Source organism: Nonomuraea antri, from assembly GCF_013283785.1.
Lineage (GTDB): Bacteria > Actinomycetota > Actinomycetes > Streptosporangiales > Streptosporangiaceae > Nonomuraea > Nonomuraea antri.
In genome coordinates this window covers 44311-58602 of the sequence record NZ_JABCPZ010000018.1, presented here as the reverse complement: position 1 = coordinate 58602, position 14292 = coordinate 44311, and the positions used below count along the sequence as shown (strand labels likewise).

Here is a 14292-nt window from a genome sequence, read left to right as displayed (position 1 = left end):
ATGGGCCTGCCCGTCATCGAGCCGTACAGCCTGCCCGCGGAGGCGCCGGCGAGCAAGGTCTCCTGGCCGATCGACCCCGCCAGGGCCGCGCTGCTCGTCCACGACATGCAGAACCACTTCCTGGCCCCGTTCCAGGCCGGGCCCATCCCCGACGTCATCGGCAACATCCAGCAGATCAGGAAGCACTGCGTCGCGCAGGACATCCCGGTCCTGTACTCCGCGCAGCCGGGCGCGCAGCAGCCGAAGCAGCGCGGGCTGCTCACCGACTTCTGGGGCCCCGGGCTCGGCGGCGAGCCGTACGCGGCGGCCATCGTGGACGAGCTCAAGCCGGACGACCCGGACACCGTGCTGACCAAGTGGCGCTACAGCGCGTTCGTCCGCACCGACCTGGCGCACCGGCTGCACGGCCGCGACCAGCTCATCCTGGTCGGCGTGTACGCCCACATCGGCGTGCTGGCCACGGCGCTGGACGCGTTCATGCGCGACATCCAGCCGTTCGTCGTCGCCGACGCGGTGGCCGACTTCTCGCGCGGCCACCACGAATACGCCCTGGACTACGCCTCCCAGCGGTGCGCCCGCGTCGTCACCACCGCGCAGGTCCTGGCATGAGCGCGGTGATGAGCATGGCGGAGTTGCGCGCGCAGGTCGCCGAACTGCTCGGGGACACGCCGGGTGACGACGACGACCTGCTCGACCATGGGATGGACTCGATCAGGCTCATGACGCTGGCCGACCGGCTCGGCCTGGACTTCATGGAGCTGGCCGAACGACCGACGCTGCGGGCGTGGGGAGAGCTGATCCGTGGTTGACGCCCTGTCGCCCGCCCAGCTCGGCATCTGGACCGGGCAGGCGCTCGATCCGGGCAACCCCGCCTACAACGCGGGGGAGTACGTCGAGATCCGCGGGCCGTTCGACGCCGGCCGGTTCGAGCGCGCCCTGCGCGCGGCGATCGGCTCGGCCGAGGCGCTGCACGCCAGGTTCCCCGGCGCGGGCACGCAGGTCGTCGACGTCGACGACGATTGGCCGCTGCACCGGCCGCAGGTCGCCACGCGGGCCGAGGCCGAGGCGTGGATGCGCGCCGACCTGGACACCGTGGTGAACCTGGCGGAGGGGCCGCTGTTCGGCCAGGCGCTGTTCCGCCTCGGTCCCGAGCTGCACCTGTGGTACCAGCGTATCCACCACATCGCCGCGGACGGCTACGCGTTCGCGCTGCTGGCCAAGCGGGTGGCCGACCTGTACAGCGAGCGTCCGGCGGCCGGGTTCGGCGCGTTCGGCCCGGTGCTCGCCGAGGCCGCCGCCTATGCGGGCGCCGACGGGCAGCGCGAGCGCGACCGCGCGTTCTGGCTGGAGCGCTGCGCGGACCTGCCCGTGCCGCCGCTGCTCGCCCCGCCCGCCCCCGTCGGCAGGCGGGTGCTGCGCCGCACGGTCGAGCTGCCCGGACGGGTCGCGCCGGACGTGCTGGCCGCCGTCACCGCCGCCTACCTGCATCGCAGGACCGGCGCCGGGGAAGCGGTGCTCGGGCTGCCGGTGATGAACCGGCTCGGCTCGGCGGCGATCAAGGTGCCGTGCATGGCGATGAACATCGTGCCGCTGCGCGTCCCGGTGCCCGCCGGGGCGAGTTTGACCGGGCTGGCCGCGCACGTGACGGCCGAGCTCGCGGCCGGCCGGCCGCACCACCGCTACCGCTACGAGTGGCTGCGCCGCGATCTGCGGCTGGTCGGCGGGGAACGCCGGTTGTTCGGGCCGGTGGTGAACGTGCTGCCGTTCGGCACGGCACTGCGCTTCGGCGCGGCGGCGGGAGGGGCGGTGGGAACCGTGCACAGCGTGTCGGCCGGTCCGGTGGAGGACCTGTCGATCGCGGTGTCGGAGCGCGGCGGCTCCTTCCGCGCCGAGTTCGACGCCAACGCGGCGGCGTACGCGCCGGCCGAGCTGGACGCGCACGCCGAAGGCTGGCTGGACCTGCTCACCGAGCTGACCGCCGACCCTGACCGCCCGCTGTCCGTCCGCCCGCCGTCCCTCGGGTCGCCGTTCCTCGGGTCGCCGGGCGTCCGGGTGCTCGACGGCGGGCCGCTGCCGGTGCCCGCCGTGCCCGTGCGGACCCTGATCGAAGGACAGGCGGCGGCCCGTCCGCACGCCGTCGCGGTCGAGCTGGAAGGACGCCGGCTCACCTACCGCGAGCTGCTGGAGTCGGCCAGGTCCTTCGCCGGGCGGGTCTCCGGGGCGGCCATGGTGGCCGTCATGCTGCCCAGGGGGTTCGAGGCGATCACCGCGATCGTCGGTTCCGTGCTGGCCGGGGCCGCGTACCTGCCCGTCGACCCGGCCTGGCCGGCCGCCAGGATCGAGGCCGTGCTCGCCGACGCCCGTCCCGACGCGCTGGTCACCGCCGACGGGATCGAGCGGAGGGGAGGCACGCGGCGCGAGCCCGGCCTCGCCTACGTCATGTACACCTCGGGCTCCACCGGCCGGCCCAAGGGCGTGGCGGTCGGGCACGAGGCGCTGGCCCACTTCGTCGCCGGGGCCACGGTCACGTACGGGCTGCGGGCCGAGGACCGGGTGCTGCAGTTCGCGCCGCTGCACTTCGACGCGTCCGTCGAGGAGATCTTCCTGACCCTGTGCGCGGGCGCCACGCTGGTGCTGCGCACCGAGGAGATGATCCAGTCCGTGCCCCGGCTGCTGCAGGCGTGCGGCGACCTCGGCGTGAGCGTGCTCGACCTGCCCACCGCGTTCTGGCACGAGGTGGCGTACGCGCTGTCCACCGGGACGGCGACGCTGCCCAGGACGCTGCGCACGGTCATCATCGGCGGCGAGGCCGCGCTGCCCGAACGGGTGGCTCGCTGGCACGCGGCGGCCGGCTCCGTGCGGCTGTTCAACACCTACGGGCCCACCGAGGCCACCGTCGTGGCCACGGTCGCCGAACTGGTTCCAGGCGACCAGGACGCGCCCATCGGCCGTCCGCTGCCCGGCGTGCGCTGCCTGGTCGACGACGGCGAGCTGGTGCTCATGGGCGGCGGGCTGGCCCGCGGCTACCTGGACGCGCCCTTCGCCGAGATCGGCGGCGAGCGGGCCTACCGCACCGGCGACCGGGTCCGGGTGCGGGCCGACGGCCGGCTCGTCTACCTGGGACGGATCGACGACGAGTTCAAGATCAGCGGGCACCGGGTGGACCCGGCCGAGATCGAGGTCGCCCTGCTGCGTCACCCGTCGGTACGCGCGGCCGCGGTCGTCGGCGAGGTCAGGGAGAGCGGCGTCAGGCACCTGACCGCCCACGTCGTGCCCGCGGGTGAGGTCAGCGCCGCCGAGCTGCGCGGGCACCTGGCCGGGCTGCTGCCCGCCGCGGTGATCCCGGCCGGCTACGTCTTCGCCGCCGAGCTGCCGCGCACCACGTCGGGCAAGATCGACCGGGCCGCGTTGCGTGCCACGCGCGCCCCGGCCACGCCGGTGGCGGACGGTCTTGTCGGCGTCGTGCTCGGGATCTGGTCCGATGTGCTCGGCGTGACCGACATCTCTCCCGAGTCGGACTTCTTCCAGCTCGGCGGGCACTCGCTGCAGACGATCCAGGTCGTCACCAGGCTCGCCGCCGAGCTGGGCAGGGAGGTGCCCGCCGCGCTGCTGTTCCAGCACCCCACGGCCGCGGCACTGGCCGGCGCGCTCACCTCGCACGCCCCGGCCATGACCTCAGCCGGCACCTCGGCCGTCACCCCGGCCGTCGCTGGGGCCGAGCACGTGCGTGACGCGGTGCTCCCGCCCGACGTGCTGCCCAGGGCGGTGCCGTCGGGCCGGCCGCCGACGTACCTGCTCACCGGCGCGACCGGGTTCGTCGGCGCGCACCTGCTGGCCGAGCTGCTGTCGGCCACCGAGGCCAGGATCGTCTGCCCGGTACGCGCCGCCGACGAGCCCTCCGGGCTGCGCAGGCTGGCCGAGAGCCTGGCCGACCAGGGCCTGCCCGGCATCCCGCGCGACCGGGTCCGAGCCGTGCCCGCCGACCTGGCCGCCTCCGACCGGCTCGGCGATGGCCTGCTCGGAGACGGCCTGCTCGGCGACGGCCTGGAGGTCGAGACGGTCTTCCACAACGCCGCCGTGGTCAGCGTGACCCGCGCCTACCGCAGCCTGCGGGCGGTCAACGTCACCGCCACGCTCGACCTGCTCAGGCTCGGCGTCCCGGTCCACTACGTGTCGACCCTGGCCGTGGCCCCGGCCGGCCCGGACGTCCCCGAGGAGTTCTTCCCCGCCCACGACGGGCTGGACGACGGCTACCGTCAGAGCAAGTGGGCGGCCGAAGAGCTGGTCAGGCAGGCCGGCGAACGCGGCATCAGGACCGCGGTGCACCGCCTGGGCCGGGTCGTCGGCGCCCCCGAGCACGGCTACGTCAACCCGAACGACCTGTTCTGGCGCATCCTGCGGGCCGGCGTCCCCGCGGGCGTGCTGCCCGACCTGGACGTGGCCGAGCCGTGGACCCCCGTCGACTACGCCGCCGCGACCATCGTCGCGCTGGCCGGGCAGGGCGCGACCGGCGTGCACAACCTGGCCCCGCTGCCGCCCACCGGCCTGCGCCAGGCCATGGGCTGGGCCCGCGAGTACGGCTACCGGCTCAGCGCCGTGCCCGTCGCTGAATGGGTCGAGCGCGTCAGGGACGGCGACGCCGACTCCGCCGCCACCGCCGCGTTCTTCGACCTGGCCGCGGGCCCGCCGGCCGAGCTGGGCACGGTACGCGGCGAACGGGCCGCGGCCGCGGGAACGCGGTGCCCGTCCATCGGCCGGGACACGATGCACCGATATCTGGACCACTGCGTGAAAACCGGCCTGCTCCCCAGGCCGACGCTCGCGAAGGGAACCGAATGCTGACCATCACGTCCCGCGTGGAGACCGACCGCGCCACGCGCTACCTGGTCCAGCTCTGCAAGCACTTCGCCCGCAAGGTGCCCGCCGAGTGGACCGACGAGGAGGGCACGGCCAGCTTCGACTGGGGCACGTGCGTGATGCGCGCCGACGCCGACGCGCTGAGCATCCACGTGGCGGCGCCGGACGAGGAGGCGCTGGGCCGGGTCAGGTACGTGGTGACCGACCACCTGGAGCGCTTCGGCGCCCGCGACAACCTGGTGGTCAGCTGGAGCGAGGCCCAGCCGGCCCACTGACGCGCGGTGCGGCCGCGCCCGTCAGGACGCGGCCCACCATCCGGGCGTACATGCGGCCGGGGCTGGGGGCATGAGTCAGGAAGCCGGGCAACATCGGCAGTTCCCTGGCGAACGGCTCCAGCCGCTCGTACAGCGCGTCGGCATCGACCGGGCGGTCGTCCGGCTGTTTCTCCAGCAGCTCGGCCAGCAATGCCTCCAGCGGGCCGGGCAGCCCGGGAATGGCCGGCGGCCGCTCCTTGACCTGCTTCTCGAAGACCACGTAGTCGGTGGGGCCGGTGAACAGCTGCTCGCCGGTCAGCATCTCGTGCAGCACGCAGCCCAGCGAGTACAGGTCGCTGCGCGGCTCGGCGATGCCGTGCTGGATCTGCTCGGGCGCCATGTACGCGGGCGTGCCCAGGATCTGCCCGATCCTGGTGAACGTGGTCACGTCGGCGTCGCGCAGCAGGGCCAGGCCGAAGTCCAGCACCTTCACGCTGCCGTCCGGGCAGAGCATGAGGTTGGTCGGCTTCAGGTCGCGGTGGCAGATCGACAACGTGTGCGCGGCCGACAGCACCGCGCACGCCTGCGCGGCGATCGCCGCCGCCCACGCGACCGGCAGCGGGCCGTGCTCGCTGACCACGTCGGCCACCGTGACGCCCTCGATGAACTGCATCACCTGGTAGAGCCGCTGCTCGTGGGTGCCGAAGTCGTACAGGACGGGCGCGCCCGGATGCTCCAGCCTGGCCAGGATGCGGGCTTCCCTGATGAACCGGCGTTCCAGCTCCTGGTCAGGGCCGCTGGGCAGGCGCAGCAGCTTCACCGCCACCCGGCGGTCGAGATGGCGGTCGTGGCCGGCGTAGACCGCCCCCATGCCGCCCTGACCGAGCGGGAGGTCGTCGAGCACATAGCGGTCGCCGATGACCATTCGCCCCTCCCCGCAGCCTTTCGGAAAAAACTACACCGTCAGGCCGCGAGGGAGTGCCGCCCTCACGGGGTGAGCGGGTGCAGGTGGCCGTCGGCCAGACCGTCGAGGCCGAGCCTGATCAAGGTCTGGCCGAGCGCCGCGGTCTCGCGCAAAGCGTCCTCCAGCGCGGCGAGCTGCCTGAACGCCTCGCCGTACGCCTTCTGCTCCTTCAGCGACAGCCGCGGCAGCCGGGTGCGGCGCACGTCGAACCTGCTGGAGCCGGACGTGGCGCGGCTGCCCGCGGCCCGCAGGTAGCCGGCCAGGAAGTCGGGGTCGAGCCGGCGCGCGTCGACCCGGTAGAGGGTCAGGTGCGGGCCGAGCACCGCGCCGCCCTCGTCGATCACCCGCACGCTCGAATACGACGCCACCACGTCGCCGGGACGCACGGTGACCAGGCTCTGCTGTGCCGACGCCAGCCCGGACGGCGCGGTGCCGTGGGCGATGTCGTCGGCCGTCAGCACCGGCAGGTCGCCGCCGCCGACGACCATCCTGGGCGGCGCCAGCACGGCGATGACCAGGCCCTCCTTGATCAGGTCGCCGACCGTGGTGACGGGCTGGTCGAGCGGCTGGTCGAGGACCTTCAGGTCGGGCGGCACCGCCGCCGCGGCCAGGAAGCGGTCGCGGGCCTCGGCGAAGGCCCGGCCGAGGTCGTCGCGGCGCTGGTGCCTGGCCGGGGTCATGTCGACCTCGTCGGCGAGCAGGTCGATGATGCGCACGGTCTGCTCGGAACGGTCCTCCAGGTACGCCTGCCAGGCCGGCTCGACCGCCGCCAGGTTCGCCCCGGCGTCGAGGATCAGCACCTCGGACGGCGGCCGCTCACCCGCGGCGGGACGGCGCAGCAGCCACAGGTCCGAGCCCGGCAGCGCCACCACCGCCCGCAGCGCCCCGGCCCGCAGCAGGTTGGCCCTGATGCGCCGGCCGGCCTTGCGGCTGGCCGCGGCGGGCGGCATCAGGATGGCGACCAGGCCGCCCGGCCTGACGTGGGTCAGGCAGTGTTGCACCCAGGCCAGCTCGGGCTCGCCGCGCGGCGGCAGGCCGTATTCCCAGCGTGGGTCGCCGGTCAGCTCCTCGTAGCCCCAGGCCCGCTCGTTGAACGGCGGGTCGCACACCACCGCGTCGGCCCGCTCGCCGGGGAAGCCGTCGTGCCGCATCGCGTCGCCGGGGAGGACGGCCGCCTCGACGCCGCGCAGCCGCAGTCTGGCCGCGGCGATGGCGGCCGAGGTCTCGCTCAGCTCCTGCCCGAGCACCCGGAACCGGGTTTCGCCGCCGGCCGCGCGCTCGGCCGGGCCCGGGGCGGCGAGCAGCAGGGTGCCGACGCCGCAGGCCGGGTCGAGGATCGTGGTCGCGCCGGCGGCCACGAGCCGGACCATCAGCTCGGCGACGTCCTCCCGCGTGACCGAGAGCTGCCTGGAGTGCGATTCGAGGTATCTCTCGACCAGGAACTCGTAGGCGGTGCGCGGGTCGTGCCGCTCGGCCAGTTCCAGCACGAGCGAGGCGGACTCGGCGTCAAGCTCGCCGTCGCCGGTGGTCAGCAGCAGCCCGGCCTGGGCGACGAGCTCGCCCAGCCGCAGATCGCCCGCGGCCTTCAGCCGCTGCCACACCCGATCTCCCAGGGAGACCTGGTAAGACTTCCCGTAGCGCCGCAGCCAGGTCTCGACCTGGCGCAGCGAGAACAGCGGCTGGTTGGCGGTGCCGCCGATGGGGTGCGGGAAGTCGTCATGGCGGCGGCGCCAGTTGCTCACCGCGGCACGCCCGACACCGGCGAGCCGGGCGATGTCCCCGGCGTTGACGGTCGGGTCGTGGCTCATGAAGCCCACAGTAGTTCACAAGAGTCTTCAGCGCATCTGCTTGTGAAGTCTTTCAACCAATGATTTACTGCAGGGTATGAAGCACAACATCCGCTATGCCGCCGGATCAGATGTGGGCCGCCGCAGGGAGCAGAACGAGGATTCGGGCTACGCGAGCGGCCGCTTGCTGGTGGTGGCTGACGGGATGGGTGGTCACGCGGCAGGCGAGCTGGCGAGTTCCGCCGCGATCGCCGTGATGCGCGAGCTGGATGCCACGCTTCCCGAGACGGGCGCGGACCTGGAGGCCGCGCTGGAAGGCGCCGTGCACGAGGCGGCCCGCAGGCTGGTCGAGCTGGCCGAGATCGACCCCGCGCGCAGGGGCATGGGAACCACGGTGACCGCCATGCTCTGGGACGGCTACCGCTTCGCCCTGGCTCATCTCGGTGACTCCCGCGGATATCTGCTTCGCGACGGCGCGCTCTATCAGATGACCAAGGATCACACACTCGTGCAGTCGATGGTGGACGAAGGCCGGATAACGGAAGACCAGGCCGCCGTCCATCCCCGGCGGTCGATGGTGTTGCGGGTGCTGGGCAGCGAGGGCAGGGCCGAGCCTGACATGGCGCTGCGCGAGGCCGAGCCTGATGACCGCTACCTCCTCTGCTCCGACGGGCTCACGACGGTGCTCGGGCCCGAGATCCTGCACGAGGTGCTGACCACGGTGGCAGACCCCGCGGCGGCCGTCCAGAGACTGATCGACCTGGCCAACGAGGGCGGCTCGCCCGACAACGTGACGGTGATCGTCGCCGATGCCGTCGCGCCCGGGATGGGCGAGGTCGTCATCTACCGCGTCGGCGCCGGCTCCTAGCGAGAATAGTAGGACGTCTCACGCGTCCCAGGAGTCACATAGCCGAAATCTAAGCTCATAGCAAGACATTTTCCCGGTGTTCTGGGCAATTTCCCGATTTGACGACTACAGTCCATCGTGGTTTGCCGGTTATCTGGGAGGAGTCACCCTGGACCCGATCGCGGACGCGCTGCTGAAAAGGGCGCAACAGGAACTCGGCTACAAGGAGAAGCTCGGCCAGTTCACCAAGTTCGGCCAGTGGTACGCGGATCGCGTTCAGGACACCCAGTACAAGAACGCTCCCTGGTGCGACATGTTCATCGCCTGGGCGGCCGACAAGGCCGGAGTCGGCGACTACGTCGGCCAGTTCGCCTGGACACCCTCCCATGCGGCCTGGTTCAGGAAGCAGGGCGCCTGGACGCAACAGCCCGAGCCCGGAGCCCTGGTCTTCTTCGACTGGCAGGGCGGCAAGAGCTACAAGGGCGTCGACCACGTGGGCATCGTGGAGAAGGTCCAGGGAAAGAAGATCCACACGATCGAGGCCAACGTGGACCGCGTCTGGCTCAAGCGCAAGGTCCGCGAGACCGAGAAGGTCGTCGGCTACGGACTGCCGCGCGTGGTCAAGGCCAACGTCGGCGCGGTGGAGATCCGCACGACCGAGCAGCCGTTCCCGGCCGCGCCGCGTGCCGACGTCCCGCGCAGCTCGCCTTTAGACGTGCTCGGCACCCCTCCGGCCCTGCTCGCGGCCATGGTGCTGGTGACGATCGCGCTCTCCATCCGTGTCACCGGCCGCCGTCGCGGCACCCACCGCCGCTTCGCCTGGCCGTGGAACGCGCCAAGCGGCAAACGGCCTGCCACCTCGCCGAGCGGCAAACGCCCGGCGACCGCGCCGGACGGCAGGCGACCCGCGGCGGGCGGCGAGCCCCGGGTTCCGGCCCGGCCCGCCAGGACGCCCGTGCCGCCGGGGCAGGAACGGGTCCCCGCGGGCGCGGGAACCGCCGCCACCAGGCACGCCGGCTCGACCCGGCACGCCACGCGCACCAGGCGCAGACCGTACGAGACGCCGGACTGACCTCGGAACCGCCGGGTCAGACCGTGAGGTCGATGACCACCTTGACGTCGTCGTCGCCGTGCGCGAAGGCGTCCTCGGCGCGCTCCAGCGGCACCCGCCGGGTGATCAAACGTTCCAGCCAGCCGAGATCGGCCTTGGCCAGCGCGTCGGCCGCGGCCCTGAAGTGGCGCAGGTTGGCGTTGACGCTGCCGAAGACGGCGTCGTTCTCCAGCACGATGTCCCGGTTGATCAGGCCGCCGTCGACCCGGTGCGTGCGCCCCTGGGACGCCAGACCGGCCAGGCACACCACGCCCGCGGCCGCGGTGGTCGTCATCGAGGCCAGGACCAGCTCGCCGACGCCGGTGCACTCGACGATGATGTCGGGCGGGTCGTCGTGGAAGTCGTCCAGGTTCGAGGCCGCGTGGTACGTGGCGCCCAGATCGGCCACCAGGGCCGGCTTGCGCCCTTCGGCGACCCGGTCGAGCACGTGCACCTCCAGCCCCCGCTGCACCCCCAGCAGCGCGGCCAGCAGCCCGATCGGCCCGGCGCCCGTCACGAGCACGGTACGCGGCTCGAACCAGGCCCGCGCCCCGATGCGCTCGATGTGGTCCCACGCCTTGGCCACCACCGAGGTGGGCTCGACCAGCATGCCCACCGATTCCAGCGACGGGTCGAGCTTGACCGCGTAACCGGCTTCGACGACCCAGCGTTCGCTGGCGTACCCGTCGATCTCCTTGATGCCGCGCTCGGTGTAGCGGCCGTTGCGGCACATGTCGAACTCGCCGTGCGCGCAGGCGCCGCACGGCACCGGGTCGGGGCGCCGTACCACGCCCACCACCAGGTCGCCGACGGAGTACGCCGAGCCGTCGGGCACCTCGAGCACCCGGCCGAGCGATTCGTGCCCGATGACCATGCGGCTCTTGCCCGGCGGTGCCCAGCCGTAGTCGGCGGACTCCAGTTCCCTGTCGGTGCCGCAGATGCCCAGGGCCACCCCCTGGACGAGCAGGTCACCGTTCTTCCGCTCAGGATCGGGAATCTCCTCGACCTTGAGCGTCCCCTTCTTACCGGGCTCAAACGTCAGCGCACGCATTGCCCTCACCCCCTGGGGCGGTTCCTACCCACCGGAAGCCCTTGGGAATTAATAGGACGTCCTAGTATCTTCGGTAGTGAGGCCCCTCACAAAGGAGTGATCAGGCGTGCACGTACCGGTGAACCCCGTGCGTTTCGTGACCGCCGCCGCGTTGTTCGACGGACACGACGCGGCGATCAACATCATGCGGCGCATTCTCCAGTCGCAGGGGGCCGAGGTGATCCATCTCGGGCACAACCGGTCCGTCGACGAGATCGTCACGGCCGCCATCCAGGAGGACGCGCAGGGCGTGGCCATCAGCTCCTACCAGGGCGGCCACGTAGAGTTCTTCTCCTACCTGGTGGACCTGCTGCGCGAACGCGGCGCGGGCCACGTCAAGGTGTACGGCGGCGGTGGCGGCGTCATCGTCCACGAGGAGATCGAGCTGCTGCACTCCCGCGGCGTCACCCGGATCTTCTCGCCCGAGGACGGCCAGCGGCTCGGCCTGCCCGGCATGATCAACGAGCTCATCGCGGAGTGCGACGTCGCGCTCGACGGCGTGCCGCCGGTCGAGGCGGTGATCTCCGGCGACCAGGCCGCGCTGGCCCGCGCGATCACCCTGCTGGAATCCGGCCACGCCCCCGCCGACCTGCTCGACGGGCTGCGCGCGGGCGCCTTCGACCGGGTCGCGCCCGTGCTGGGCATCACCGGCACCGGCGGTTCGGGCAAGTCGTCGCTCACCGACGAGCTGGTGCGCCGGCTGCGCGTGGACAACGACGACAAGCTGCGCATCGCGATCATCGCGATCGACCCCACCCGCAGGCGCGGCGGCGGCGCGCTGCTCGGCGACCGCATCAGGATGAACAGCCTGGGCCCGCAGACCTACTTCCGCTCCCTGGCCACCAGGGGCGCGGCCAACGAGGTGCCCGCCTGCCTCGACGACGTGATCATCGCCTGCCGGGCGGCCGGCTACGACCTGGTCGTGGTGGAGACGCCGGGCATCGGGCAGGGCGACGCGGGCATCGTCCCGCACGTGGACGTGCCGATCTACGTCATGACCCCCGAGTTCGGCGCGGCCTCGCAGCTGGAGAAGATCGACATGCTCGACTTCGCCGAGGCCGTGGTGATCAACAAGTACGAGCGCCGCGGCGCCGAGGACGCCCTGCGCGACGTGCGCCGCCAGCTCGTGCGCAACCGCGAGGCGTTCGGCGTCTCGCCCGAGGACATGCCGGTCTTCGGCACCATCGCGGCCCGCTACAACGACGCCGGGGTGACCGCGCTCTACCAGTACCTCAAGGGGCTGCTCGCGGAGAAGGGCATGCCGGCCGGGCCCGGGCTGCTGCCGCAGGTCGGCACCCGCACGTCGCAGGCGTCGGCGGCGATCGTGCCGCCGAACAGGATCCGCTACCTGGCCGAGATCGCCGAGAGCGTACGCGGCTACCACGAGGAGACGCTCGCCCAGGCCGAGGTGGCGCGCCGCCGTCAGCAACTCGCCGCCGTCCAGTCCCTGCTCACCGGGGGCACGGCGGGGGAGGCGAGCCAGGCGCCCACGCCCGGCGTGCTGACCGCGGGCGTCCCCGAGCCCGGCGCCGACAGGCACGAGGCCGGGCCGGGCGGCGACGGCCGGGTCGCCGAACTGCTCGACCGGGCCGAGCGGGAGCTGAGCGACGAGAGCAGGCACCTGCTCGACACCTGGCCCGCGATCAAGGAGCGCTACCAGGCCGACGAGCTGGTGGTGCAGGTCCGCGACCGGGAGATCCACACCCCGCTGTGGCGCGAGACCCTGTCGGGCAACCGCATCCCGCGCGTGGCCCTGCCCCGCTACACCGACCACGGCGAGCTGCTGCGCTTCCTGCGCAGCGAGAACCTGCCCGGTGCGTTCCCGTTCACCGCGGGCGTCTTCTCCTTCAAGCGCGACGATGAAGACCCGACCAGGATGTTCGCCGGCGAGGGCGACCCGTTCCGCACGAACCGGCGCTTCAAGCTGCTGTCGGAGGGCCAGCCGGCGACCAGGCTCTCGACCGCGTTCGACTCGGTGACGCTGTACGGCAACGACCCCGACCTGCGGCCCGACATCTACGGAAAAGTCGGCACCTCGGGGGTCTCGATCGCGACGCTCGACGACATGAAGGTGCTCTACGACGGCTTCGACCTGTCGGCGCCCAACACGTCCGTGTCGATGACCATCAACGGCCCGGCCCCCACCATCCTAGCCTTCTACCTCAACGCCGCCGTCGACCAGGCCATGGAGCGCTTCCACGCCGAGCACGGGCGCGTGCCCGACGAGGCCGAGGCCCGCGAGCTGCGCGCCCGCACGCTGGGCACGGTCAGGGGCACGGTGCAGGCCGACATCCTGAAAGAGGACCAGGGCCAGAACACCTGCATCTTCTCCACCGAGTTCTCGCTGCGGATGATGGCCGACATCCAGGAGTGGTTCATCAGGAACGGGGTCAGGAACTTCTACTCGGTCTCGATCTCCGGCTACCACATCGCCGAGGCCGGGGCCAACCCGATCAGCCAGCTCGCCTTCACCCTCGCCAACGGCTTCACGTACGTGGAGGCGTACCTGGCCAGGGGCATGAAGGTGGACGACTTCGCGCCGAACCTGTCGTTCTTCTTCTCCAACGGCATGGACCCCGAGTACAGCGTGCTCGGCCGGGTGGCCCGCCGCATCTGGGCCGTGGCCATGCGCGAGCGCTACGGCGCGGGCGAGCGCTCGCAGAAGCTCAAATACCACATCCAGACCTCGGGCCGGTCGCTGCACGCCCAGGAGATGGACTTCAACGACATCCGCACCACCCTGCAGGCCCTGATCGCGATCTACGACAACTGCAACAGCCTGCACACCAACGCCTACGACGAGGCCGTCACCACGCCGTCGGCCGAGTCGGTGCGGCGGGCCATGGCGATCCAGCTCATCATCAACCGCGAGTGGGGCCTGGCCAGGAACGAGAACCCGCTGCAGGGCTCGTTCATCATCGACGAGCTGACCGACCTGGTGGAGGAGGCGGTGCTGCGGGAGTTCGAGCGCATCTCCGACCGCGGCGGCGTGCTCGGCGCGATGGAGACCGGCTACCAGCGCGGCAAGATCCAGGACGAGTCCATGCTGTACGAGGTGCGCAAGCACGACGGCTCGCTGCCCATCATCGGCGTCAACACGTTCAGGAACCCGGCGAACGGCGACCAGTCCCAGCCGCACAAGCTGGAGCTGGCCAGGGGCACCGAGGAGGAGAAGCGCTCGCAGCTCGACCGCCTGCACGCCTTTCACGAGCGCAACCGGGCCGAGGCCCCCGCCGAGCTGGCCCGGCTGCGCGAGGTCGCGATGTCGACGGGCAACGCGTTCGAGGTGCTGATGGAGGCGGCCAGGGTCTGCTCGCTCGGCCAGATCACCGACGCCCTGTTCGAGGCGGGCGGCCAGTACCGGCGCAACGTCTGAGCCGCGGCGGGCGCGGCGGCTGAGGCC

At 72.2% G+C, this 14292-nt stretch carries 10 protein-coding genes; 7 read left to right on the top strand and 3 right to left on the bottom strand.

Annotation, left to right across the window (positions count from 1 at the left end; translation table 11 throughout):
* From HII36_RS09070 to HII36_RS09055, 4 genes are read left to right on the top strand one after another with little or no spacing between them, the layout of a single operon-like run.
* Positions 1-609 carry an isochorismatase family protein gene (locus HII36_RS09070; protein ID WP_173522637.1) on the top strand — a complete coding sequence of 203 codons (609 nt, stop codon included), beginning with the start codon at positions 1-3 and terminating at the stop codon, positions 607-609.
* The gene (locus HII36_RS09065; protein WP_173522636.1) at positions 606-809 is read left to right on the top strand and encodes a phosphopantetheine-binding protein; all 204 of its coding nucleotides are present in this window, start codon (positions 606-608) and stop codon (positions 807-809) included. The genes HII36_RS09070 and HII36_RS09065 overlap by 4 nt, the downstream gene beginning before the upstream one ends.
* Positions 802-4842, top strand: coding sequence for a thioester reductase domain-containing protein (locus tag HII36_RS09060; protein WP_173522635.1), 4041 nt, complete (start codon positions 802-804; stop codon positions 4840-4842). Before HII36_RS09065 ends, HII36_RS09060 begins: the two co-directional genes overlap by 8 nt.
* Complete coding sequence (locus HII36_RS09055; protein WP_173522634.1) at positions 4836-5132, top strand: DUF2218 domain-containing protein; 297 nt, start codon at positions 4836-4838, stop codon at positions 5130-5132. Before HII36_RS09060 ends, HII36_RS09055 begins: the two co-directional genes overlap by 7 nt.
* Here HII36_RS09055 and HII36_RS09050 read toward each other — a convergent pair.
* Together HII36_RS09050 and HII36_RS09045 are read right to left on the bottom strand one after the other, a co-directional pair.
* On the bottom strand, positions 5101-6036 hold the full coding sequence (locus HII36_RS09050) for a serine/threonine-protein kinase (protein WP_173522633.1): 936 nt from the start codon (positions 6034-6036) through the stop codon (positions 5101-5103). The genes HII36_RS09055 and HII36_RS09050 overlap by 32 nt on opposite strands.
* Before the next feature lie 62 nt (positions 6037-6098).
* Positions 6099-7883 carry an N-6 DNA methylase gene (locus tag HII36_RS09045; protein ID WP_173522632.1) on the bottom strand — a complete coding sequence of 595 codons (1785 nt, stop codon included), beginning with the start codon at positions 7881-7883 and terminating at the stop codon, positions 6099-6101.
* 76 nt (positions 7884-7959) lie between these two features.
* Here HII36_RS09045 and HII36_RS09040 point away from each other — a divergent pair, with 76 nt between their 5' ends.
* Positions 7960-8730, top strand: a complete 771-nt coding sequence (locus HII36_RS09040) for a PP2C family protein-serine/threonine phosphatase (protein ID WP_173522631.1) — start codon at positions 7960-7962, stop codon at positions 8728-8730.
* 76 nt (positions 8731-8806) lie between these two features.
* Positions 8807-9781 carry a CHAP domain-containing protein gene (locus HII36_RS55560; protein ID WP_328807648.1) on the top strand — a complete coding sequence of 325 codons (975 nt, stop codon included), beginning with the start codon at positions 8807-8809 and terminating at the stop codon, positions 9779-9781.
* 16 nt (positions 9782-9797) lie between these two features.
* Here the strand turns inward: HII36_RS55560 and HII36_RS09030 are convergent, their stop codons facing one another.
* A complete protein-coding gene (locus HII36_RS09030) occupies positions 9798-10850 on the bottom strand; it encodes a glucose 1-dehydrogenase (RefSeq protein ID WP_173522630.1) in 1053 nt (350 codons plus the stop codon).
* A 106-nt stretch (positions 10851-10956) separates the two neighbouring features.
* On the opposite strand from HII36_RS09030, the gene HII36_RS09025 reads away from it, so the two are divergent.
* Positions 10957-14265: a methylmalonyl-CoA mutase family protein gene (locus HII36_RS09025; RefSeq protein WP_173522629.1), complete on the top strand. Its 3309-nt coding sequence runs from the start codon at positions 10957-10959 to the stop codon at positions 14263-14265.
* Positions 14266-14292 lie beyond the last annotated feature (27 nt).

What these genes read in the sequence shown, in the direction of transcription:
- HII36_RS09045 (WP_173522632.1), bottom strand. Translation starts at nt 7,883, where the DNA reads ATGAGCCACGACCCGACCGTCAACGCCGGGGACATCGCCCGGCTCGCC.
- HII36_RS09030 (WP_173522630.1), bottom strand. Translation starts at nt 10,850, where the DNA reads ATGCGTGCGCTGACGTTTGAGCCCGGTAAGAAGGGGACGCTCAAGGTC.
- HII36_RS09065 (WP_173522636.1), top strand. Translation starts at nt 606, where the DNA reads ATGAGCGCGGTGATGAGCATGGCGGAGTTGCGCGCGCAGGTCGCCGAA.
- HII36_RS09070 (WP_173522637.1), top strand. Translation starts at nt 1, where the DNA reads ATGGGCCTGCCCGTCATCGAGCCGTACAGCCTGCCCGCGGAGGCGCCG.
- HII36_RS09040 (WP_173522631.1), top strand. Translation starts at nt 7,960, where the DNA reads ATGAAGCACAACATCCGCTATGCCGCCGGATCAGATGTGGGCCGCCGC.
- HII36_RS09055 (WP_173522634.1), top strand. Translation starts at nt 4,836, where the DNA reads ATGCTGACCATCACGTCCCGCGTGGAGACCGACCGCGCCACGCGCTAC.
- HII36_RS09050 (WP_173522633.1), bottom strand. Translation starts at nt 6,036, where the DNA reads ATGGTCATCGGCGACCGCTATGTGCTCGACGACCTCCCGCTCGGTCAG.